Source organism: Fusobacterium ulcerans ATCC 49185 (assembly GCF_900683735.1).
In the GTDB taxonomy this organism is placed as follows: Bacteria; Fusobacteriota; Fusobacteriia; order Fusobacteriales; family Fusobacteriaceae; genus Fusobacterium_A; species Fusobacterium_A ulcerans_A.
Map to the genome: position 1 here is coordinate 930,558 of NZ_LR215979.1, position 22,459 is coordinate 953,016.

The window sequence follows — 22,459 nt, forward strand, 5'->3', positions numbered from 1 at the left end:
TACAACCAATCTAGAAAGAATGAAGCTAAAGGAGAATGGATAGTTGGAGTAGTATTGGGGTATAATTCTAGTTCTATAAATATCAACCTTGTATTTTTGATAAATTAGTATATAATCAAATTAATAATTACACTTAAAAGATAAAATACTAAAGAGAGCTATCTGCCATAATCAGATAGTTCTTTTTTGTTTAATATTGATGAAGGGATAAATATTGTAAAATATTAGATTAGGATATAGATTTTATTAAATAAAGATATTCCATTTTCAAAATTAATGTATTATACTATATTTATAAAAAAACAAGGAATATAGAATAAAATAATCTGGGGGAGTTAATATGTCTGGGAAAGATTTTAAATACATGAAGAGAATATTCAAAGGAAAAATAAAAATGACATTGAGAACAATAGTGATGTTTCTAGTAACAGGAACAATATCTTTGTCAATGACAGAAGAAGAGATAAAAAAGAAAGCAGAGGAATTTAGAACAGAAGAATATTACTATATGGGCTGGGGAGAAGGAAATAATCCATTAGACACAATAAATGCAGCAGAAGCATATGCACAGGGATATACAGGAAAAGGAGTTACATTGGGAATAGTAGATGATTATGTAAATTTATCCCATAGTGAATTTTTAAATAAGGATAATTCATATGTAATAGGAAAAATACCAGAAGATATGGATTGGTCGAAAAATGATCATGGAACTCATGTAGCAGGAATAATGTCAGCCTCAAAAGATGGAAAGGGAATGCATGGAGCAGCTTTTAACAGTAATCTTGTATCTGGTCTTTTTTCTACTAGTGAAGGTCTAGTAAAAGCATATAGTTATTTTAATATAAGAGAAGATATAAAGATAATAAATAATAGTTGGGCAGATTTTATATATATTGATGAAATTCATAATACAGATGGAGAAAACTACAAAGGCAGAGATGGATTTTTAAAAATAATGCAAGAATATGAAGACATTTCAAATAATATGGAAGTATTGAAAAGCAGTATGAAATCATATAATAAGCTATTGATTTTTGGAAATGCAAACTCTGGGCATATAACACCATCTCTATACCCTTTATTATCATACCTAGATAAAGATGTAAAAAATAATATAATAGGAGTAACAGCATTAAATACATATGATGAAAGAGGTGATTCAAGACTTCTAGCAGTATTTTCAGATTTAAATAAATATAATGAAGAAAACAGTATATCAGCACCAGGAACAGTGATAAATTCCGCATATGCAGACAATATGGGGGAATATATTGAGTATGATGGAACTTCTATGGCAACTCCAATAGTGACAGGAGTAGGTGGATTAGTGCAGGAAGCCTTTCCATATATGTCAGGAAAACAGATAGGAGATGTACTGTTATCAACAGCAGAGAAAATTATTGATAAAACTCAGGGAATTACAGCAACAATACAGGAAGACGAAGATAAAAAACCCGTTTTAAATATGATATATTTTGGAGATAAATCAAATTCTAAAGAAGAATTAAAAAAAGATATAGATAAATATTATAAAGAAAATGAAAAATTTTTAAAAATTTATTTAAGTAATGTTTTTGAAGGTAGAGAAGATTTTATTGATTACTTTATTAATTATTCTGGAATTTCTATTTATGAAAATGTACCATATGAAATAGTATATGGACAGGGAGTATTAGATGCAGGAAAGGCAGTAAAGGGATTAGGAACACTTAATGCCAGAAGATTGGAAAAAGAAGATATAAGTTCATCAAATAATAGAGTGAATAAATATTTAAGTGAAAATGAGCAGGCACTCTACACAATAAATACAATGGGCTTTGATTCAACATGGAGTAATGATATATCTGAAACAAAAGCTGGGTATATGACAGCAGAAGGAAATTTAGAGGGAGTAACTAATATAAATAAATTCACTAGTGAAGAAAAAGAAAAGTTAAACGGATATATAAATAAAAATACAAGTTTAACAGATGAGGAAAAAGAATACTTTGATAAAATGTTTAAGTTTTATCTTTCTAATGAATATAGATATGACAGTGAGAGTGGAGAAATAGTAACATCTACTGATAATGATATTCTCTTATCAAATGGAAAAGAATATATAGATGAATATAATAAAAGAGTAGAAGAAAGTGGATTGGCAGGACTTTCAGTTGGGTTATTGAAAGAAGGAGCAGGAACACTTTCTCTTACAGGGAATAATACTTACAAAGGAGCAAGCATAGCAGGAGGAGGAACTCTACAGATAGACGGTTCAGTAGCTGGTGATGCTTACAGTCTTAATGATGAAATGGGCACTGGAATTATTGCAGGAAAAGGAATAATTAATGGAGATTTATACAACTATGGAAAAGTACAGGCTGGAAGCTGGGGAAGTACAGATATTCTTACAATAAAAGGAGAATTTAATTCAACAGGAAGTATAGTAGTAAATGTAGATGGAACGAAAAATAGTACTCTTTCAGTAGAAAGTATAGAAAATATAGTAGGAACAATAATAGAAATAAATGGAACAGCTATACCAGAATATGTGTATAGTGGTTTTCTAGTGTCTGAAAAGGGTAATGCAGATGTAGAAAATCTTACAGGAAAATTATCTCTCTTCTTAGGGTACGATGTAGAAAAATCTATGATTAGAGCTGCAGCTGGAAGCTATAATTTAGCAGTAAATAAAACTGCTGGTTTAAATTCATTATCAGGAATGAACAGCAGTGAAAAAACTTCATCAGAAGCTTTGGAAGTTATGTATACAGCGCTTTCAGGAAGAAATGAGCAGAGAGAACTTGATATCCTATACAACCTAAAAGATGAAGGAACAGCTTTAAAAGCTTTTCAGGAAATATATGGAGGACTGCAGGGAGATATGATACATAATCTTCCTTTGAATACAAGGATAAACAGTTCAATATATTCAAGATTATCAGATAGTGATATGGTGTTGGACAGAGCAGAAAATTCAATAGTATCACTGGACAAAAATATGTGGGTAAAGGTATTGAATGGTTGGAAAGATATAGACAGGAGCAGAGGAATGAGTTCTGTAGATATAGATATGAAAGGATTTATACTGGGAAATGATTTTCAGCTTAACAGTAATAACAAAGCAGGATATTATCTAGCTTATGGAGAGAATGATATTAAAACTGGAAATGATAAAGGTGAGATAAAGGACTTTAGAACAGGACTATATGGAAACTATGAAAAGAATAAACTTAGTCTAAACAGCTATATAGGACTGGGTCTGCAAAGAAATGAAAGCGAGAGAAATTTAACTGTATTAGACAGGAAAGCAAAAGGGAAATATGACAGCTGGACATTGGAAGCAGGGGCAAAAGTAAATTATGAAATGACAAAATCAATATATCCATATGGAGAGATAAATATCATAAGATATGAAAATGAAAATTTTACAGAAAAAGGAGCAGGGATATATTCTCAAAGATTTGAAAAATCTAAAAATATTTATACAACAGCAGGATTAGGAATAGAAGGAGTAAAGAACTATAAATCAGGAAGAGGAATAATAGCTTTGGGATATGAAAGGATACTTACAGGAAATGATGGAGATATGAAAGTATCATTTACAGGAAATAAAAATAATAAATTTAAAGTAAGAGGACACGAGGAAGATAGAGATTATCTTGTAATGAAGGTAAAAGGAGAAAAACTCTTCACAAATGGAGTAAGCATATATGGAGAACTGGAAGGAAGAGTATCAGAGAATACCAAGGATATCAGAACAAGCTTGGGAGCAGGGTATAGATTTTAGGTGAGGAAACATAAAAGAATCTGGAGGAATTAAGATGTCTAGGAAAGATTTTAAATACATGAAGAGAATATTCAAAAGAAAAATAAAAATGACATTGAGAACAATGGTAGTATTTCTAATAGCTGGAACATTGTCTATGTCAATGACAGAAGAAGAGATAAAAAAGAAAGCAGAGGAATTTAGAACAGAAGAATATTACTATATGGGCTGGGGAGAAGGAAATAATCCATTAGACACAATAAATGCAGCAGAGGCATATGCACAGGGATATACAGGAAAAGGAGTTACATTAGGAATAGTAGATACTTATGTAAATTTATCCCATAGTGAATTTAGAAGGAAAGATAATTCATATGTAATAGGAGAGATACCTAAAGATATAGATTGGTTGAAAAATGATCATGGAACTCATGTAGCAGGAATAATGTCAGCCTCAAAAGATGGAAAGGGAATGCATGGAGCAGCTTTTAACAGTAATCTTGCATCTGGTCTTTTTTCTACTAGTGAAGGTCTGATAAAAGCATATGATTATTTTAATACAAGAGAAGATATAAAAATAATTAATAATAGCTGGGGATATAATGTGTATATTGATGAAATTCATAATACAGATGAAGGAAAGCATAAAGGCAGAGATGGATTTTTAAAAATAATAGAAGAAGATAAAAATGCTTCAGATAATATTGAAATATTAAAAAATAGCATGAAAAAACACAATAAACTTTTAATTTTTAGTAATTCAAATTTTGGACATATAACTCCTTCATTAATTCCATTATTATCATATTTAGATAAAGATATAAAAAACAATATAATAGGAGTAACAGCATTAGACACATTTTCAGGAAAAGATAATCTGGGATTTCTAGCAGTATTTTCAGAGTTAAATAAATATAATGAAGAAAACAGTATATCAGCACCAGGAGTAATGATAAATTCAGCAAATGCTGCTAATTCTCAAGAATATATTCCAATGGCTGGAACTTCTCAAGCAGCTCCAATGGTAACAGGGGTAGGTGGATTGGTACAGGAAGCATTTCCATATATGACAGGAAAGCAGATAGGAGATGTATTGCTGTCTACAACAAACAAAGTTATTGATGAATCTCAAAAATTTGTAGGAACAATACAGGAAGATGTAAATAACCCCCCTATTTTAAATATGATATATTTTACTGGGAAATCAGATTCTAAGAATAAATTAAAAGAAGATATAGAAAAATATTATGATGCAAATGAAGTGATGTTGCGAATGTATTATTTAGGGTTTGGGGAAGAGGGAAATAAAGAAAATTTTGTAGAAACTTATATGGAAGGAAATTTAACTCATATCTACGAAAATGTACCATATGAAATAGTCTATGGACAGGGAGTATTAGATGCAGGAAAGGCAGTAAAGGGATTAGGAACACTTAATGCCAGAAGATTGGAAAAAGAAGATATAAGTTCATCAAATAATAGAGTGAATAAATATTTAAGTGAAAATGAGCAGGCACTCTACACAATAAATACAATGGGCTTTGATTCAACATGGAGTAATGATATATCTGAAACAAAAGCTGGGTATATGACAGCAGAAGGAAATTTAGAGGGAGTAACTAATATAAATAAATTCACTAGTGAAGAAAAAGAAAAGTTAAACGGATATATAAATAAAAATACAAGTTTAACAGATGAGGAAAAAGAATACTTTGGTAAAATGTTTAAGTTTTATCTTTCTAATGAATATAGATATGACAGTGAGAGTGGAGAAATAGTAACATCTACTGATAATGATATTCTTTTGTCAAATGGAAAAGAATATATAGATGAATATAATAAAAGAGTAGAAGAAAGTGGATTGGCAGGACTTTCAGTTGGGTTATTGAAAGAAGGAGCAGGAACACTTTCTCTTACAGGGAATAATACTTACAAAGGAGCAAGCATAGCAGGAGGAGGAACTCTGCAGATAGACGGTTCAGTAGCTGGTGATGCTTACAGTCTTAATGACGAAATGGGGATTGGAATTATTGCAGGAAAAGGAATAATTAATGGAGATTTATACAACTATGGAAAAGTACAGGCTGGAAGCTGGGGAAGTACAGATATTCTTACAATAAAAGGAGAATTTAATTCAACAGGAAGTATAGTAGTAAATGTAGATGGAATGAAAAATAGTACTCTTTCAGTAGAAAGTATAGAAAATATAGCAGGAACAATAATAGAAATAAATGGAATAGCTATACCAGAATATGTGTATAGTGGTTTTCTAGTGTCTGAAAAGGGTAATGCAGATGTAGAAAATCTTACAGGAAAATTATCCCTCTTCTTAGGGTATGATGTAGAGCAAGCGAATTTTTTAACTAGAGATACATCTGCAAGCTATAATTTAGCAGTAAATAAAACAGCTGGCTTAAATTCATTATCAGGAATGAACAGCAGTAAAAAAACTTCATCAGAAGCTTTAGAAGTTATGTATACAGCGCTTTCTGGAAGAAATGAGCAGAGAGAACTTGATGTTCTATACAACCTAAAAGATGAAGGAACAGCTTTAAAAGCTTTTCAGGAAACATATGGAGGACTGCAATCAGATATGGTGCATAATCTTCCTTTGAATACAAGGATAAACAGTTCAATATATTCAAGATTATCAGATAGTGATATGGTGTTGAACAGAGCAGAAAATTCAATAGTATCACTGGATAAAAATATGTGGGTAAAGGTATTGAATGGCTGGAAAGATATAGACAGGAGCAGAGGAATGAGTTCTGTAGATATAGATATGAAGGGATTCATATTAGGAAATGATTTTCAATTTAACAGTAATTACAAAGGTGGATATTATTTAGCTTATGGAGAGAATGATATCAAGTCAGGAAATGATAAAGGAGAGATAAAAGACTTTAGAACAGGACTATATGGAAATTATGAAAAGAATAAACTTAGTCTAAACAGTTATCTAGGTCTAGGATTCCAAAGAAATGAAAGCGAGAGAAATTTAACTGTATTAGACAGAAAAGCAAAAGGGAAATATGACAGCTGGACACTGGAAGCAGGGGCAAAAGTAAATTATGAGATGACAAAATCTATTTATTCATATGGAGAGGTAAATATTATCAGATATGAAAATGAAGACTTTAAAGAAAAGGGAGCAGGAATATATTCTCAAAGATTTGAAAAATCTAAAAATATTTATACAACAGCAGGATTAGGAATAGAAGGAATAAAAAATTTCAAAACAGGAAGAGGAACAATGGCGTTGGGATATGAAAGGGTGCTTACAGGAAATGATCCAGATATGAGAGTATCCTTTTCAGGAAATGAAAATAATAAATTTAAAGTAAGAGGACATGAAGAAGATAGAGATTATTTTGTAATGAAAGTAAAAGGAGAAAAACTTTTTGAAAATGGAATAAGTATCTATGGAGAAGTAGAAGGAAGAGTATCAGAAAAAACTAAAGATATCAGAACAAGTCTAGGAGCAGGGTATAGATTTTAATGAGTATGGAAAAAATATATAGTAGATTTCTAGTATTTTGAACTAAAAACTTGCTGCTTTTTCTTTTAGTATATAATTAAATTAACAATTACAATTAAAAGATAAAATATCAGAGAGAGCTATCTACTGCAGCTAGATAGTTCTTTTTTATATTATTTATTAGTTCTTTAGAGGAGAATGAAATTAGTTTTCTTTCAAAGAGGACAATGGCATTTTTTTCACTTTATATTTACATAAAGTTGAGCATATGATAAAATGTATTATATTATTATTTTGAAAAATATAGGAGTGTAAATTTATGAAAAAGATGAAAAGTTTTCTGGGATTGCTGCTGCTTGTTTTCCTTTTTATATCATGTGAAAATGGAAAAACTGCAGTTAAAGATAATTCTAATGTAGAAAAACTTGAGTATAAAGAGAACAAAGAGAAATATACTTATGATATAGTGATACCTCAGATAAAAGGTATAGATAATGAAGATATTTCCTATCTTAATCTTTCTCTTCAGGAAAGTGCAAGGATAATTATAGAAAATATAGCAGCTTCAGCAGAAACTGCTTCTAGTGAAACTCCAGCAGAAGCTATAATGAGTTATGAATTAAAGGAAAATAATTTTAATATACTTTCAATAGTTGTGACTTCCTATATCTATCAAGGGGGAGCACATGGCACTACTACTGTTGAAACATATAATATAAATAAAAAAGATTATTCTCTTCTTAATTATGATGTCATATTTGATGAGAATGCAGAAGAATATTTTAATATGAAAATGAATGATATAATAACTAAAAGCAAGGAAAATAATGGAAGTAGATATGCTTTGAATACTGAGGGAAAAGAGGTATTATTCTTTGAAAATGCAGAGGCAAATGTAAAAAATACAGCTATGTATTTTGAAGGAGATAATGTAGTATTTCTTTATCCTCACTATGAAATAGCTCCTTATTCAAGTGGAATGCCTATATTTAAGTTTGATAAGAAAGATATTAAAAAATATATAAAGATAAAATTCTAATGATAATAGATTTGAATGTGGATAACAAAAAGCTGGATTAAATTTTGGAAATTAGGAAAGTTCTGAAATTATATTTCTGCTGGAAAGTTATCCATTTTTTTCTTAAAATGTATAAGGAAATTAAAAGCAGCTCATGGGCTTTTTTCCTTATAAAAAGGATAATATAGTTTTTTTCTAATACTTATAATAGGTATAAAGACTAGGAGGAAAAAATATGTATAATAAAGGCAGATATGATAAACTTAAATATTTACTTGAAATAGGAATATTCTGTGTAGTGATATATTTTATCCATAAAGAGATGAAGATATACAGTGTAAAAGATATAAAAGTTTCTTTAAAAGCTATAAATGGCAGTTATGTAATACTTGGGGTAGGAATAGTAATAGTTGATTATCTCCTCCTTACTATGTATGATGTACTGGCATTTAAAAATGAAAAGTTCAAGCTTTCTAATTTAAAAATAATATTCACTTCATTTATAAGCTATGCATTTGCTAATTCTATAGGACTTTCAGGACTGACAGGTTCAGGGTTGAGAATAAACTTGTATTCTCTGTGGAATGTTCCATATAAAAGTATCATAAATGTAATAAAATTCTGCTATGTGAGTTTCTGGATAGGGCTTTTGTGGGTAGGAGGATTATTTCTTACTTTTGAACCAGTAGATTTGAGTAGATTTGATTTTTATTTTGGAACTACTAGAGAAGTAGGAATTATTCTTTTGATAATAGCAATATCATACTCCTCTCATAAAGTATTTTCAAAGAAGAAAAGTTTTGAAATATCTATATTTCAAGTTCTTATATCTCTTTTGGACTGGATAATGGTATCTGGACTTATATACATTTTTCTTCCTCATAGTGATTCTCTTACATTTATCAAATTTTTTCCAATATTTCTTAGTGCACAGATCATAGGAGTATTAAGTAATCTCCCTGGAGGAATAGGGGCTTTTGATTATGTATTTCTTACTTTAATGGGAAAATATTATCCTCCCTCAGTAATAGTAGCAGCTTTAATAATATTCAGACTTCTTTATTATATAGCTCCTTTTGGAATAGCTCTGGTATCTTATTGCATCTACAGAGTTATATTGAAAAAAGGAGAGCTGAAGAATATATCTATTGTTCTTGGTAAAATGATAATTTCTCTTATTCCTCTTCTCATATCTATATTGATATTTGCAGCTGGAATTGTTCTTATAGTTTCTGGAAGTATGCCTCCCCTTATTTACAGAATAAAAATATTAAAAGATCTTCTTCCTGTATTTACCATCAAGGTATCACATTTTCTTGGAAGTATAACTGGAGCAGTTCTATTGATACTTGCCTATGGAATTAAAAAGAGGCTCAATGGAGCATACTATATGACAATAGTATTTCTTGGAGCAGGGATGACTCTTTCACTGCTGAAAGGACTAGACTATGAAGAAGCTTTTTTTCTGGGAATTATACTGGTTATAATAATTCCATTGAAAAAGTATTTCTATAGAAAAACTTCTATTATAAATGAAAAGTTTACTCTCAACTGGATGGTAATGATATTTTTAGTAGCTATATCAAGTCTTTATATAGGATTTTTTGCATACAGCAAATCAGATTATATGAATGAGATATGGTGGAAAGTAGCCTTTAACAAAGAGTTTCCAAGATTTTTAAGAACTACTATTGGAATATCTGCTACTCTTATAGTATTTGGAGTATGGAAGCTTTTTGCTCCTGTAAATGAAATAGTAGAAATAGAAAGCAGTGAAGTGAGTGAAAAAGTAAAAAAATGTCTTTCTCTTTCAGATAATCCTGAAGGGAATCTGGTGCTTCTAAATGACAAGAAAATTGTGCTGGAAGATGGAGAAGAAAGTTTTATAATGTATGGTAAAAGTGGTAAAAGTTACATAGCTATGGGTGATCCTGTGGGGAAACCTGAAAAAGCTGGGGATTCTATCTGGAAATTTTATGAGCTGTGCAGAAAAAATAATAAACAGCCTGTATTCTATGAAGTATCTAAAGACTATCTTGATTTTTATCTGGATGTTGGATTGAATTTCCTGAAGATAGGAGAAGAGGGAGTAATTGACCTTAAAGAATTTACATTGAATATACCTCAAAGAAAGAATATAAGGTACACATATAACAAACTTAATAAGGAAAATATGACTTTTGAGGTTATTCCAAAAGGTGAAGGAATAAAATATATGAAAAGATTAAAGGAGATATCTGATGAGTGGCTGGAAAGTAAAAAAGCTAAAGAGAAAGGCTTTTCTCTGGGATATTTTGATGAGGAATATCTGAATAATTTTCCAATAGCTGTACTTAAAAAAGATGAGGAAATAATAGCTTTTGCAAATATAATGGTTACTGACTCTAAAAAAGAAGCAGCTGTTGACCTTATGAGATATCTAAGATCATGTATCAGTGGAACTATGGAATATCTTTTTATCTATATAATACTCTGGGCAAAAGATGAGGGATATGAGAGGTTCAGTCTTGGAATGGCACCTCTTTCTGGTATGGAGAATAGAGATATAGCTCCTGTATGGAATAAGATAGGACTCTTTGTATTTAAAAATGGAGAGAGTTTTTATAACTTTCAAGGATTGAAACTATTTAAGAATAAATTCTATCCTGAATGGGAACCCAGATATATAGCTTATTCAGGAGTATTTTCAATGCCAAAAGTATTAAAAGATGTGACGCTTCTTATATCAGGTGGAGTAAAAGGACTTATATCTAAATAGAAAATGAAATAAACTGACTGAAGGATCAGGTTCATTTTTTATATAACAACTAAATTTTATAAAAATTTTTTTATATTTGTAAAATATCTTTATTCATAATTCTGAGTATCTAAAAATATATTTCTATAAAAAAATGAATTGATTTTTTAATTTTCAAGAGTATAATGGAATTATAGAGAGTGTAAAAAATATATTACAAAAAAATAGAGATAAAGCCAAGAATTCCTCCAAACTTTTACATTTTTACTTCTTTTACCCATTTCATAAAATACTATACTAGAAAAGGAAAGGGATACTTACAAAGAAGATTCATTGACTTCTACCTATTATTTAATTATTGTTAATTAACTAAGGAGGATAATATGGATTTAGCTTTGATTGCACACAAAATTATGAATTTTTTGCTTAATTTAGATGTATCTACAATGAAAGCGATAGTATTGGGAGCATCAGCTATAGGTGCTGGTTGTGCTATGATAGCAGGGTTAGGAGCAGGAATAGGGGAAGGTTATACAGCTGGGAAAGCAGTAGAGGCAGTTACAAAAATTCCTGAACAGAAAGCTAATATTATAACTACAATGATATTAGGACAGGCAGTTGCTGAATCAACAGGAATATTTGCACTTGTAGTAGCACTTATTCTCTTATATGCAAATCCAATGCTTAATGTTTTTAATTAATAGTTGATAATCAATCTATAAGAAATAAGTGTGGATTGATTAAAAAGACGGCAGAGAACCAGAGATGTAATTTTGATAGAGAAGACAATAAATCTTTCTAATTTAAAATTAAAAAATAAAGATCACAGCAGTTTTTACTGTTGTATCTCACTAATTAAGGCAGTTAGATATTCTAATTGCCTTAATTAGTGGAAAATATTATCTAAGAAAATAAAACCATACTAGCCCTGAAACAACAATGAGTCCAATAATTATTTCAAAGAGCTTTTTTAAGACTAAGTATGCAGATACTATTATAATTACAGCTGCAAAATATTTCCAGAAATTCTGCAGTAAATCGTGTATCATCATTAATGCCTCCATTTTACCTGTTATTCAATCAATATACTTACTTTATAGAAAATATCTTCTCTTTTTTTTATACTTAAATTTCCTGGTTCAATTATGATATTAACTTCATCATTTGCTCTTTTAAAATTATTTTCCTCTATCCATTTAATTAATTTTTTTATTGAAACTTTATTTTCAAAATGGTTTCCTTTCAAAAACATACAGGCATACCTGCCTTTTTTTAAAATAACTTCTTCAACTTTTTTATCACCTTTTACAACAATATATCCTGACCCTAGAACATTTACATCATCCATTTCACTTAGATCCTTTTTAGTTATATAAAATAATATCTTTCCATCATATTCAGTAATTAATTCCAGTATTTTTTTATTAGGAAAAGTAAGTGTTTTACGATTTTCCTCTTCATATATTTTTAACCCTTTTATATTTTTTATTTCTTCAATAAAAGGAATTCCAATAGGTATTTTTGAAGCTTTATCCATTCTCTTTAGATGTCCTTCTAAATCTTTCTTTATTATCTTCAGCTTTTCTATATCTTCATTTACTCTTTCTAAAACATTTGTTATGAGTTCTTTATCTTTTTCTATTTCCTTACTTCTGCTGTCTGATTTTTTGCTGAAAAAGATTTTAATTTCCTCAAGGGTAAGTCCTAATTTTCTCATTGTGCTTATTTTCTTTATTGTTATTATTTGAGCTCTTGAATAGTATCTATAGTTGTTCTCTTTTCTTAATTTAGGAGAAACAATCCCCTCTTTATCATAGTATCTCAATGTAGAGCGTGGAATTTTAAGAATCTTAGAAATTTCTCCAACTAAAAAATATTTTTGCATATTTCCTCCCTGAATAATTTTAAGGCATAAAATTATTGCAAAATTAAAAGTTTAAAATCAATTATATTCATATATAATAATAACAACTTTAGATGAAATTTACTATATTTTTTTAATAAAATTTTTTTAAAAAATACTTGACCTTAAACTAACTTGAAGGTTTATAATTATATATATAAAGAAATATTCTTGTATATGTTAATAAAAAATGATAACAAAGGAGATGCGAAAATGAAAAAAACAACAATGATATTATCAACATTAATGGTTATGGCTTTATCAAATGGAATTGTATATGCAGAACAAGGAGATGGAAAACCTTTAGAAATGAGTAAAATTGAAGTAAGTATGCAGGAAAAAAAAGGTATAGGTGAGAAAAAAGAAAATAGACAGATGGAAACTAAACAGGAAGCAGCTCACAGATATGCACAAGAAAGAAGTGAAGAAAGATAATTTTGAGAGTTTATTTATTTTCTTTTAATTTAAAGAAGAGAATAATCTGAAAGTAAAACTAAGATTTTAGCAATTTTTCATTAGAAAAGATATATAAATATTTCTAAATTCTAAAATTCTAAAGTTTACTTTAATATTTTACTAAGCTAAAATAAGGGTGACTCATAAGCAGAAAGATTTCTTATTAATGAAAATCTAACTTATGAGCACCTATTTTTTATTTGAACTAAAAATATCTAACAGCTATGCTATCTTGCACAGTCAGAAGCACTTCCCACTAAAATTTCCAATCCATGAGAGAGGGAATCTATAATAAAAGACAGAGATTCCTCAACAGCTTTAGGACTTCCAGGCATATTTATAATGAGAGTAGATTTTCTTATACCAGCAGCAGCTCTGGAAAGCATAGCTCTTTTTGTGATAGTCATAGAGTATGCTCTTATAGCTTCTGGGATACCAGGAACTATTTTATCTGCTATCTCCAGTGTTGCTTCAGGAGTAACATCTCTTTTAGCAAATCCTGTACCTCCAGTAGTAAGTATCAAATCAGCTTCATTCTTATCACATATATTTTTAAGTGTTTCTTTGATAAGTTCATATTCATCAGGAATCAGTATCTTTTTAACTACTTTATATCCATTTTCAATAACAATTTTTTCTATTACATTAGTGGAAATATCTTCTCTTTCTCCTCTTGCACCTTTGTCACTCATACAAACAATAGCAGTTCTAAACATATATTATTGCCTCCATAACGATTTTTTTTATTATATCATATATTTTTTAGGAAAAGAATGAAAAAATATTTGAAAAACAACGAAAATTGTAAAATAAAAATTCGAACTCTTGATATAAAATGTTAAATCTGATAAAATGGTCTAAGATAAAATAATGAGGTGGGTAGATGAAAAAGTTTTTTAAGATAGCAACAGCAGCAGTTTTGATTTTTTTACTAGCAGCATGTGGAAAGACTGAGAAAAAAGAGATAACTATAAGTGCAGCAGCAAGTTTAAATGAAGTATTATCTCAAGTAGTAGAAAATTATCAAAAAGAAAATAAAAATGTAAAAGTAAATATAAATTTTGGAGCTTCTGGAGCTTTGAAAAAGCAGATAGAAGGGGGAGCACCTGTAGATTTTGTATTTTTTGCATCTAAAAAAGATTTAGAAGATTTGAAGAAACAGGATTTGGTATCAGAAAAATTTTCTAAAGATATCCTTGAAAATACCATGGTAGTAGCAGGAAGAAAGAAAATAGACAACCTTTCTGAAATGCTTGAACATAAGGTAGCAATAGGTGATCCTGATACAGTGCCAGCAGGGAGATATGCTAAACAAACTTTGGAAAACGTAGGGTTATGGGATAAAATGCAGGAAAATTTTGTATTGTCTAAAGATGTAAGAAGTGCTATGCAGTATGTAGACCTTTACGAAGTTGACTATGCTATGATTTACAAAACAGACAGTAAAGTTATGAAAAATGCTGAAATAGTTTTTGAAGTGCCTAATACCCTTCATACACCTATCATATATAGTTGTGGTATATTAAAAGATAAAGAGAGAGATGAAGTAAAAAGCCTGTACAGATTCCTTACAACTAAAGAATCAATAGAAATTTTTGAAAAATTTGGATTTAAAATAGTAAATGAACAATAAATTTGATATAAATGCTGTGTTTCTTACTTTAAAGATAGCCTCCATATCTACTATGTTGACATTGATAGTAGCAATACTTTTAGTATGGGGTATGGAAAATAGGAGTAAAAAACTTAGAAGTATAATTGAAATGCTTATAAATCTTTCTCTTTTTATATCTCCTACAGTTTTGGGATATATCCTTATTATATTTTTAGGAAAAAGAGGGATAATAGGTTCCTATCTGTATGAGTTTTTTAATATTCAGGTAATATTTTCATGGTGGGCAGGTATAGTCACTGCATTTGTAGTATCACTGCCCCTTATGTATAATTGTATAAAAGCAGGCTTTTCATCACTGGACTATACATACAGAGAAGCTGGAAAAGAAATGGGAGCTTCTGATTTTCAGATACTTCGTCTGGTAATAATTCCATTAATAAGAAGAAATATACTTGCAGGGATAGTATTATCTTTTGGAAGAGCATTGGGAGAATTTGGAGCTACCCTTATGCTTGCTGGAAATATCCCTGGAAAGACACAGACTATGTCTACTGCCATATATTCAGCAGTAGAACGTGGAGACAACAGAACAGCTAATTTACTTTTGGTAATAGTGCTTATAATAAGTTTCTGTATTATGTGCCTTTATAACTATTTTTTTAAAGGAGCAGAGAAATAATGAAAAAGATAAAAACTGTAAATGCAGTAGGATGCGTATTACAACATGATATTACAGAAATAGTTCCTGGAGAAGTAAAGGGAAGAGCCTTCAAAAAAGGACATATAATAAAAGATGAAGATGTAGAAAAACTATTAAGACTTGGAAAAGATAATATATATGTTTTTGAACTTGGAGATAAGGGAATGCATGAAAATGATGCAGCTCTTGTACTTGGAAAGTTAGGAAAAGGTAAAAATATCAGACTGGCTGATGAGATAAAAGAGGGGAAAATAAATTTTTATGCTCAAGAGGATGGAGTATTAAAAGTAGATACAGAAAAACTTTTAGAGCTGAATATGCTTGGAGAGATATCTTTTGCTACTCTTCCAGATAATATTCCAGTAAAGAAAGGTGAACTGATAGCAGGAGCAAGAGTTATTCCTCTGGTTATTGACAGAGAAAAAATGGAGAAGGCTGAAAATATTACAAAATCTCCTATACTAAATGTAAATAGTTATAAAAAATATAAAGTAGGAATGGTAACTACTGGAAATGAAGTTTTCTATGGAAGAATAGAGGATAAATTTGGAAAGATAGTTACTGATAAGCTTGGAGAATTTGATTGTGAAGTAATAGCTCAATTTCTATCACAAGATGATAAAGATATGATAAAAAGAAAAGCTCAGGAATTGTTGGATATGGGAGCAGAGATGCTGATATTCACAGGAGGAATGTCTGTAGACCCTGATGATGTGACGCCATCTGCAATAATAGAGCTGGGAGGAGAACTGGTAAGTTATGGGTCACCTGTTCTGCCAGGTTCTATGTTTCTGTTGTCATATCTTGGAAATGTACCAGTGATGGGACTTCCTGGATGTGTGATGTTTGCTAAGAGAACTATATTTGATTTAGTTCTTCCAAGAGTATTGAGTGGAGAAAGACTTACAACTAGAGATATTATGATGTATGGGAATGGAGGACTTTGCCAAAGTTGTGAAGTATGTCACTATCCTAACTGTACATTTGGAAAATAAGAGGTATGAAAATGGATTTTACACATTTTAATGAAAATGGACGAGCCAGAATGGTTGATGTCAGTGAGAAAGATGAAACAAAAAGAAAAGCTGTGGCTAGAGGATATATCCAAATGGGAGCAGATACAATCAGGGCAGTAACTGAAGGAAGAATAAAAAAAGGAGATGTCCTTTCTGTAGCACAAGTAGGAGGTATATGTGGAGCTAAAAAGACATGGGATTTGGTACCTATGTGTCACAATATACTTTTGACAGGAGCAGATATAGAGTTTGAGATTGAAGCAGATAGAATCTGGATAGAGGCATCTGTAAAGACTACTGGAAAAACTGGAGTGGAAATGGAAGCTCTTACAGCTGTAAGTATAGCTGCTCTTACTATATATGATATGTGTAAAGCTATAGATAAACACATGGTTATAGGAGAAATTAAACTTATGAGCAAAACTGGAGGAAAAAGCGATTTTCTTCTGGAGGATAAAAAATAAAATAAAAAACAGATTGAGTTTTAGGATTTTTCAAATTAGAGATTCTAAAACTTTTTTTACAAAAACATATTGACATATTTAGATATATGAATGTATAATGGTTTTATGATATATCGATAAAAATAGATTTGAGGTGAGGAAATGGAAAAAAAATATGAAAAAATGGCAAAAGTCTTTAAAGCTTTAAGTGATCCTAATAGAATTTTTATTTTGGAAATGCTAAAGTCAGGGGAAAAATGTGCTTGTAAAATTTTAGAAGAACTCCATATAGGACAGTCTACTTTATCACATCATATGAAAATATTATCAGATAGTGGAATCATCAAATGTAGAAAAGATGGTAAATGGAGCTATTATTCTTTTGATGAAGAGGGGAGCAAAGAATTAAAAAAAATATTAAATAATATATTAGACTTTAGTTCTGCCAATCTAAAAGGAGAGGAAAATTCATGTCAATAATTATCAGCCTATGGGACTTCTTTGAAAATCAATTTTTAAAAATGTTATGGTTAAATAATTTAGTAAAAAAAGGTCTTGTTAATATTGGAATTAATGCTGATAGCAGGGTAGGAGGAAGTATACAATTTTTTATATATGATACAATAAAAATAATTGTACTTTTATCTATACTTATTTTTGTTATTTCATATATTCAAAGCTTTTTTCCACCAGAAAGAACAAAAAAAATACTTGGGAATTTTAAAGGAATAAAAGCTAATATTTTAAGTGCTTTACTTGGAACAGTAACTCCTTTTTGCAGCTGTTCGTCAATACCTATATTTATAGGTTTTACAAATGCTGGACTTCCTGTGGGAGTAACTTTTTCTTTTTTAATATCTTCTCCTTTAGTTGATCTAGGTTCATTCATTTTATTGATAAGTGTTTTTGGATTACCAATAGCAGTTATCTATGTGATTGTAGGCTTAGTTTTAGCTGTAATAGGAGGAAGTATTTTAGATAAAATGGGAATGGAAAAATATGTTGTAAAATTTACAAAACCTGTTGGAAATACAGAAATATATTCTCCAGAACTTACAACTAAAGAAAGAATTATATATGCACATGAACAAGTGAAGGAAACTGTAAAAAAAGTTTTTTGGTATGTTATTGTTGGAGTTGGAATAGGAGCTTTAATTCATAACTGGATTCCTGCTGAAATTATTCAAAAGATATTGGGAACAAACAACCCTTTTTCAGTTTTAATAGCTACTATTATTGGAATTCCTATGTATGCTGATATATTTGGAACTATCCCTATTGCAGAAGCTTTATTTGCTAAAGGAGTTGGAGTTGGAACAATTCTATCATTTATGATGGGAGTTACAGCTTTAAGTTTACCATCTATAATAATGTTAAAAAAGGTAGTACAAAATAAATTACTTATAAATTTTGTTGGAATAGTTGCTGCTGGAATAATTATAATAGGATATGCTTTTAATGCTTTTAGTTACTTATTTATTTAAAAATAAAAAATATATTTAAGGAAGTGAATAAAATGGGAATATTTAATAAAATTTTCAAAAGTAATTGTAGTTGTGGTAGTTGCAATGAAAAAGAAGCTTTAGATGGAAATGTGATAAAAAAAGAAGGAGTTATGAATATAAAAATTTTAGGTACTGGCTGTAAAAATTGTACTAACTTAACTGATAATGTAAAAAAAGCTCTTCTTACTTTAAATATTGAAGCTAATATTGAAAAAGTAACTGACATGGCAGAAATTTCAAGTTATGGGATAATGTCTACACCTGGCTTAGTTATAGATGAAAAAGTAGTTTCTTATGGAAAAGTATTGAAATCAGAAGAAATTGAAAAAATAATTGAGAAATTATAAAGAGAGGCTATAAAATGACAAAGAAAAAAGTAGCTTTTATATGTGTTCATAATTCTTGTAGAAGCCAAATAGCTGAGGCTTTTGGAAAATATTATGCTGATAATATTTTTGAAAGTTACAGTGCAGGAACTGAAGTAAAAACTCAAATTAATCAAGATGCTGTACGGCTTATGAAAAAAAATTATGAAATAGATATGGAAAAAACTCAAAAACCAAAGCTATTAGATGATATTCCAAAAGTTGACATTATAATAACTATGGGATGTAATGTTGAATGTCCATTTTTACCTTGTGAACACAGGGAAGATTGGGGATTGGAAGACCCTACTGGAAAGTCAGATGAGGAATTTATAAAGGTAATTGAAATTATAAGAAACAAAATTATAGAATTAAGAGATAATTTAAATTTTAATGAAAGTCAATAATTAAATTTATAGTTAATATTGAAACAAATATTCTATATTCACTTGTTATACAGCTATTAAGGTGATAGGAGCTGCATTAGGTGCTGGCAGTGACGACAATAGTTCTTTCTAAAATGGTTGCTGAATCTCTATTTAATATAGATGTAGTTGGATTTGGAAAAGATATAATGCTGCCATTAGCTCATATATAAAAAAGAGATGGTAACCAGAAATCTAAAGTAAATTTTAGAAATCTGGAAGCCATCTTTTTTATTTTCTAATTATTTATATAGATTTACCCATATCTGGAGAACAGATACAACTATAATACCTGCAATAAAGAAAAGGGCTGCACTTCTATGTCTGGAAGAAAGAAGCATATTAATAAGTTTTGCTATTACTACCAGCCCGATTATCACTCCTAAAGAAAAAACAGTAAGAGGAATAATATAGAGATTCTGTATTATCTCAGTGACAGAACTGTAACTTGCAATATGCACTGCACCATCAAAGAATTTACTGACAAATCCAAGTATATTATAGTATTCTCCCAGCATCAATAGGAGCAGAGAACCAGATATTCCAGGAATTATCATAGCTCCAGCAGCTAATGCACCACAGAAGAAAAGCTTTATACAATAAGAAACTGTTATTACCTGTACAAGTGTTTTTGGATCTGTGTCGCTTCCAAAACGATAGTCCAGAAATACAAATACTAAAGTAATGGCAGCTCCAATGATGAAAGATGTAATATTTCCTCTGTCTTTTTTATTCTCTCCTTTTACTATAAAAGGTATAGAAGGGAGGATAAGCAGACTAAAAAAAGCAGCTGTACTTCTTGGATAATTAATGAAGCAGAATTCTATTATCTTAGCAAAAAGTATTATTCCTATAAGCATTCCAGAACAAATCTGAAGTAAAAATTTCCCATACTCTATCTTCTTTTTAAAAGGAACAGTAAGAAAATTTCCAATGGCTTCTGTAAGTTTATCATAAACTCCCATTATAACGGCTAATGTACCTCCAGAAACTCCAGGCATGATATTTGCCACACCAATTATTATTCCCTTAAAAAAAAGTTTAAACATATTTTGAACCCTCCTGCTGTTGATGATATATTATTATATCATAGTACTGTAGAAAAATTAAATTTTAGTAAAAATTTTTTTAAAAGGAAACTATTTGCTCATTGAATCGAATCCATTTATTACCAGATTGATTTCACCAGTAAGGGGGTCCATAATAAGACCATGAACTGCAACATCTTTTGGAACAAGAGGGTGATTTCTCACTACAGAAACACTTCTTTCTACAGATTCTTCCACACAGTCAAATCCATGCATCCAGTCTTTTACATTTATACCAGAATAGAAAAGTGTATTCAGAGTATTCATATCAATTCCTTTTGACTCCATTTTCTCAACTATTTTATCAGCATTAAGGTTGCTCACACCACAGTCATAATGACCTACTATAAAGACTTCTTTGATATTAAACTCATAAATGCAGATAAGAATACTTCTCATAGCACTTCCAAAAGGATGTACTACAAGTCCACCAGCATTTTTAATTATTTTTGCATCACCATTTTTAAGATTCATAGCTTTTGGCAGAAGTTCTGTGAGCCTTGTATCCATACAAGAAACTATTACTATTCTTTTTTCAGGATATTTAGTAGTTTGATATTTTTCATATTCTTTAGTTTCTACAAATTCTTTGTTAAAAGTTAATATTTTTTCTAAATTATTTTTAATTTCCATAACACCATTCCTCTATATAGTTTTTAAAACTAAATTTGAAATAAATTTTTATTTAAGAAATATTTTACTCCTATTGCAACTCTAAGTCAATCTATTTATATGGAAGAAATTAACTAAAAAGACTATATAATTATGAAAAAACGTGGAAAAATATATACCCACAGGAGATAAAAAATAGATTTTAGAGAAAAAATAAAGAAAAATAGATTTTCAATAAATAAACAAAAAGTTAACTAACAGAAAGAAAAATATCTATAAAAAAACTTCTCCAATATCAGAGAGATTTCTGATACTAGAGAAGCATTAATTAATTTTTTTATCTCAATGTTTTTATATTATATTTTTCTCTTATAAATCTGGTAAAGTTATCTATTGTAGGATGATAACTAGAGTTTTTTCCTGATATAAGATAAATAGTCCGTTCAGATAAAGGGCTGATAGGGATACTTTTTAATTTAGTATTCCTGTTTTCACTTTTTTTTAGTTCTTTTTTCGCTGTCATTTCACTGCAGAATGTTATTCCAAAATCTCTGGATACTAAATTAAAAATAGTTTCCATTTGAGTGCAGCTGCATGAAATCTGATATGGAATTTGATGTAGTTTTAAATAATTTAATATTATATTTGGAAATTGAAAATTATCATTAGAAAAGATTAATTTTTCATTGGCAAGGTCTTTCAATTCAATACTTTTATTCCTCGCAAGTTTATGTTTTTCATTGACTACTGCTACAATTCTATCTTTTTGTAGTTTTATTATATTCAATTCTGTTTTTAATTTATTTAAAGATACATCTGTAAGTATAGTAAATGCCACATCTAATTCTTTTTTCAAAATAGAATTAACTAATGATGAACTTCCACTTTCTTTTATTATCATATCAATTTTAGGAAATTTTTCTTTAAATTCATAAAGATAATCAGGAAGTTGTAATGCAGAGAAAATAGGTAAAATTCCGATATTAATACTTCCTTTGCTCATAGAAGCATACTCTCCCATAAGCTGTTCTAATTTTCTAAAACTATTGAGTATAGGAAGTGATGATTCAACAAAAGCCCTTCCAGCTTCTGTTAATTCCACTCTATGTCTTTTTCTTTCAAAAAGTTTTATATTAAGTTCATTCTCTAACTTTATAATTTGATTAGAAAGAGATGGCTGAGATATACATAATTCTTCAGCTGCTTTAGTTATATTGCCATGTTTAGCTGTAGCTGTGACATACATCAATTGAGTTTTTTCCATAAACCTACTTCCTTTCATAAATAAGATAATATATATATTATTATTACATTTTTATCAGTTTATTGTCAATTTAAATATAGTTT

General features: G+C 29.5%; 20 protein-coding genes. 14 read left to right on the top strand and 6 right to left on the bottom strand.

The window, feature by feature from the left end; all coding sequences use genetic code 11:
• Positions 1-340 precede the first annotated feature (340 nt).
• The 5 genes from E0E45_RS04265 (at position 341) to atpE (ending at position 11,685) form a co-directional block, all read left to right on the top strand.
• The gene (locus E0E45_RS04265; protein ID WP_130890021.1) at positions 341-3,772 is read left to right on the top strand and encodes an autotransporter domain-containing protein; all 3,432 of its coding nucleotides are present in this window, start codon (positions 341-343) and stop codon (positions 3,770-3,772) included.
• A gap of 34 nt (positions 3,773-3,806) precedes the next feature.
• Positions 3,807-7,250 carry an autotransporter domain-containing protein gene (locus E0E45_RS04270; RefSeq protein WP_130890022.1) on the top strand — a complete coding sequence of 1,148 codons (3,444 nt, stop codon included), beginning with the start codon at positions 3,807-3,809 and terminating at the stop codon, positions 7,248-7,250.
• 298 nt (positions 7,251-7,548) lie between these two features.
• Entirely contained in the window at positions 7,549-8,268 is a 720-nt protein-coding gene (locus E0E45_RS04275) for a PdaC/SigV domain-containing protein (protein ID WP_130890023.1), read from the top strand.
• Positions 8,269-8,482: 214 nt separating this feature from the next.
• The gene (mprF, locus tag E0E45_RS04280) at positions 8,483-11,005 is read left to right on the top strand and encodes a bifunctional lysylphosphatidylglycerol flippase/synthetase MprF (protein WP_130890024.1); all 2,523 of its coding nucleotides are present in this window, start codon (positions 8,483-8,485) and stop codon (positions 11,003-11,005) included.
• 392 nt (positions 11,006-11,397) lie between these two features.
• On the top strand, positions 11,398-11,685 hold the full coding sequence (atpE, locus tag E0E45_RS04285; RefSeq protein ID WP_176892810.1) for an ATP synthase F0 subunit C: 288 nt from the start codon (positions 11,398-11,400) through the stop codon (positions 11,683-11,685).
• Between the two features lie 198 nt (positions 11,686-11,883).
• Here atpE and E0E45_RS17570 read toward each other — a convergent pair whose 3' ends face one another.
• Both E0E45_RS17570 and E0E45_RS04290 read right to left on the bottom strand, forming a co-directional pair.
• A complete protein-coding gene (locus E0E45_RS17570) occupies positions 11,884-12,036 on the bottom strand; it encodes a hypothetical protein (protein ID WP_172604142.1) in 153 nt (50 codons plus the stop codon).
• 20 nt (positions 12,037-12,056) lie between these two features.
• On the bottom strand, positions 12,057-12,869 hold the full coding sequence (locus tag E0E45_RS04290) for a MerR family transcriptional regulator (protein ID WP_130890026.1): 813 nt from the start codon (positions 12,867-12,869) through the stop codon (positions 12,057-12,059).
• 231 nt (positions 12,870-13,100) lie between these two features.
• On the opposite strand from E0E45_RS04290, the gene E0E45_RS04295 reads away from it, so the two are divergent.
• The gene (locus E0E45_RS04295) at positions 13,101-13,322 is read left to right on the top strand and encodes a hypothetical protein (protein ID WP_130890027.1); all 222 of its coding nucleotides are present in this window, start codon (positions 13,101-13,103) and stop codon (positions 13,320-13,322) included.
• Between the two features lie 248 nt (positions 13,323-13,570).
• Here the strand turns inward: E0E45_RS04295 and E0E45_RS04300 are convergent, their stop codons facing one another.
• Positions 13,571-14,059, bottom strand: coding sequence for a MogA/MoaB family molybdenum cofactor biosynthesis protein (locus tag E0E45_RS04300; protein WP_130890028.1), 489 nt, complete (start codon positions 14,057-14,059; stop codon positions 13,571-13,573).
• A gap of 167 nt (positions 14,060-14,226) precedes the next feature.
• On the opposite strand from E0E45_RS04300, the gene modA reads away from it, so the two are divergent.
• From modA to E0E45_RS04340, 8 genes are all read left to right on the top strand, one after another.
• A complete protein-coding gene (gene modA / locus E0E45_RS04305) occupies positions 14,227-14,976 on the top strand; it encodes a molybdate ABC transporter substrate-binding protein (RefSeq protein ID WP_130890029.1) in 750 nt (249 codons plus the stop codon).
• Positions 14,966-15,637, top strand: a complete 672-nt coding sequence (gene modB, locus E0E45_RS04310; RefSeq protein ID WP_130890030.1) for a molybdate ABC transporter permease subunit — start codon at positions 14,966-14,968, stop codon at positions 15,635-15,637. Before modA ends, modB begins: the two co-directional genes overlap by 11 nt.
• Positions 15,637-16,653, top strand: a complete 1,017-nt coding sequence (locus E0E45_RS04315) for a molybdopterin-binding protein (protein WP_130890031.1) — start codon at positions 15,637-15,639, stop codon at positions 16,651-16,653. The genes modB and E0E45_RS04315 overlap by 1 nt, the downstream gene beginning before the upstream one ends.
• Positions 16,654-16,664: 11 nt before the next feature.
• On the top strand, positions 16,665-17,138 hold the full coding sequence (gene moaC, locus E0E45_RS04320; RefSeq protein ID WP_130890032.1) for a cyclic pyranopterin monophosphate synthase MoaC: 474 nt from the start codon (positions 16,665-16,667) through the stop codon (positions 17,136-17,138).
• Between the two features lie 141 nt (positions 17,139-17,279).
• Positions 17,280-17,597, top strand: coding sequence for an ArsR/SmtB family transcription factor (locus tag E0E45_RS04325; protein ID WP_130890033.1), 318 nt, complete (start codon positions 17,280-17,282; stop codon positions 17,595-17,597).
• Entirely contained in the window at positions 17,588-18,601 is a 1,014-nt protein-coding gene (locus tag E0E45_RS04330; protein WP_130890034.1) for a permease, read from the top strand. Before E0E45_RS04325 ends, E0E45_RS04330 begins: the two co-directional genes overlap by 10 nt.
• A 32-nt stretch (positions 18,602-18,633) precedes the next feature.
• The gene (locus tag E0E45_RS04335) at positions 18,634-18,969 is read left to right on the top strand and encodes a thioredoxin family protein (RefSeq protein ID WP_130890035.1); all 336 of its coding nucleotides are present in this window, start codon (positions 18,634-18,636) and stop codon (positions 18,967-18,969) included.
• A gap of 14 nt (positions 18,970-18,983) precedes the next feature.
• A complete protein-coding gene (locus E0E45_RS04340; RefSeq protein WP_130890036.1) occupies positions 18,984-19,394 on the top strand; it encodes an arsenate reductase ArsC in 411 nt (136 codons plus the stop codon).
• A 260-nt stretch (positions 19,395-19,654) separates the two neighbouring features.
• Here the strand turns inward: E0E45_RS04340 and E0E45_RS04345 are convergent, their stop codons facing one another.
• From E0E45_RS04345 to E0E45_RS04355, 3 genes are all read right to left on the bottom strand, one after another.
• A complete protein-coding gene (locus tag E0E45_RS04345) occupies positions 19,655-20,461 on the bottom strand; it encodes a DUF368 domain-containing protein (RefSeq protein WP_130890037.1) in 807 nt (268 codons plus the stop codon).
• Between the two features lie 90 nt (positions 20,462-20,551).
• Positions 20,552-21,133 (bottom strand): beta-class carbonic anhydrase, encoded by a 582-nt coding sequence (locus E0E45_RS04350; protein ID WP_130890038.1) that lies wholly within the window; start codon positions 21,131-21,133, stop codon positions 20,552-20,554.
• A 316-nt stretch (positions 21,134-21,449) separates the two neighbouring features.
• On the bottom strand, positions 21,450-22,376 hold the full coding sequence (locus tag E0E45_RS04355; protein ID WP_172604143.1) for a LysR family transcriptional regulator: 927 nt from the start codon (positions 22,374-22,376) through the stop codon (positions 21,450-21,452).
• Positions 22,377-22,459 lie beyond the last annotated feature (83 nt).

Bases quoted from the DNA above. Each gene is read 5' to 3' on its own strand.
- E0E45_RS04265 (WP_130890021.1), top strand. From the start codon at position 341: ATGTCTGGGAAAGATTTTAAATACATGAAGAGAATATTCAAAGGAAAA.
- E0E45_RS04270 (WP_130890022.1), top strand. From the start codon at position 3,807: ATGTCTAGGAAAGATTTTAAATACATGAAGAGAATATTCAAAAGAAAA.
- E0E45_RS04275 (WP_130890023.1), top strand. From the start codon at position 7,549: ATGAAAAAGATGAAAAGTTTTCTGGGATTGCTGCTGCTTGTTTTCCTT.
- mprF (WP_130890024.1), top strand. From the start codon at position 8,483: ATGTATAATAAAGGCAGATATGATAAACTTAAATATTTACTTGAAATA.
- atpE (WP_176892810.1), top strand. From the start codon at position 11,398: ATGAATTTTTTGCTTAATTTAGATGTATCTACAATGAAAGCGATAGTA.
- E0E45_RS17570 (WP_172604142.1), bottom strand. From the start codon at position 12,036: ATGATGATACACGATTTACTGCAGAATTTCTGGAAATATTTTGCAGCT.
- E0E45_RS04290 (WP_130890026.1), bottom strand. From the start codon at position 12,869: ATGCAAAAATATTTTTTAGTTGGAGAAATTTCTAAGATTCTTAAAATT.
- E0E45_RS04295 (WP_130890027.1), top strand. From the start codon at position 13,101: ATGAAAAAAACAACAATGATATTATCAACATTAATGGTTATGGCTTTA.
- E0E45_RS04300 (WP_130890028.1), bottom strand. From the start codon at position 14,059: ATGTTTAGAACTGCTATTGTTTGTATGAGTGACAAAGGTGCAAGAGGA.
- modA (WP_130890029.1), top strand. From the start codon at position 14,227: ATGAAAAAGTTTTTTAAGATAGCAACAGCAGCAGTTTTGATTTTTTTA.
- modB (WP_130890030.1), top strand. From the start codon at position 14,966: ATGAACAATAAATTTGATATAAATGCTGTGTTTCTTACTTTAAAGATA.
- E0E45_RS04315 (WP_130890031.1), top strand. From the start codon at position 15,637: ATGAAAAAGATAAAAACTGTAAATGCAGTAGGATGCGTATTACAACAT.
- moaC (WP_130890032.1), top strand. From the start codon at position 16,665: ATGGATTTTACACATTTTAATGAAAATGGACGAGCCAGAATGGTTGAT.
- E0E45_RS04325 (WP_130890033.1), top strand. From the start codon at position 17,280: ATGGAAAAAAAATATGAAAAAATGGCAAAAGTCTTTAAAGCTTTAAGT.
- E0E45_RS04330 (WP_130890034.1), top strand. From the start codon at position 17,588: ATGTCAATAATTATCAGCCTATGGGACTTCTTTGAAAATCAATTTTTA.
- E0E45_RS04335 (WP_130890035.1), top strand. From the start codon at position 18,634: ATGGGAATATTTAATAAAATTTTCAAAAGTAATTGTAGTTGTGGTAGT.
- E0E45_RS04340 (WP_130890036.1), top strand. From the start codon at position 18,984: ATGACAAAGAAAAAAGTAGCTTTTATATGTGTTCATAATTCTTGTAGA.
- E0E45_RS04345 (WP_130890037.1), bottom strand. From the start codon at position 20,461: ATGTTTAAACTTTTTTTTAAGGGAATAATAATTGGTGTGGCAAATATC.
- E0E45_RS04350 (WP_130890038.1), bottom strand. From the start codon at position 21,133: ATGGAAATTAAAAATAATTTAGAAAAAATATTAACTTTTAACAAAGAA.
- E0E45_RS04355 (WP_172604143.1), bottom strand. From the start codon at position 22,376: ATGGAAAAAACTCAATTGATGTATGTCACAGCTACAGCTAAACATGGC.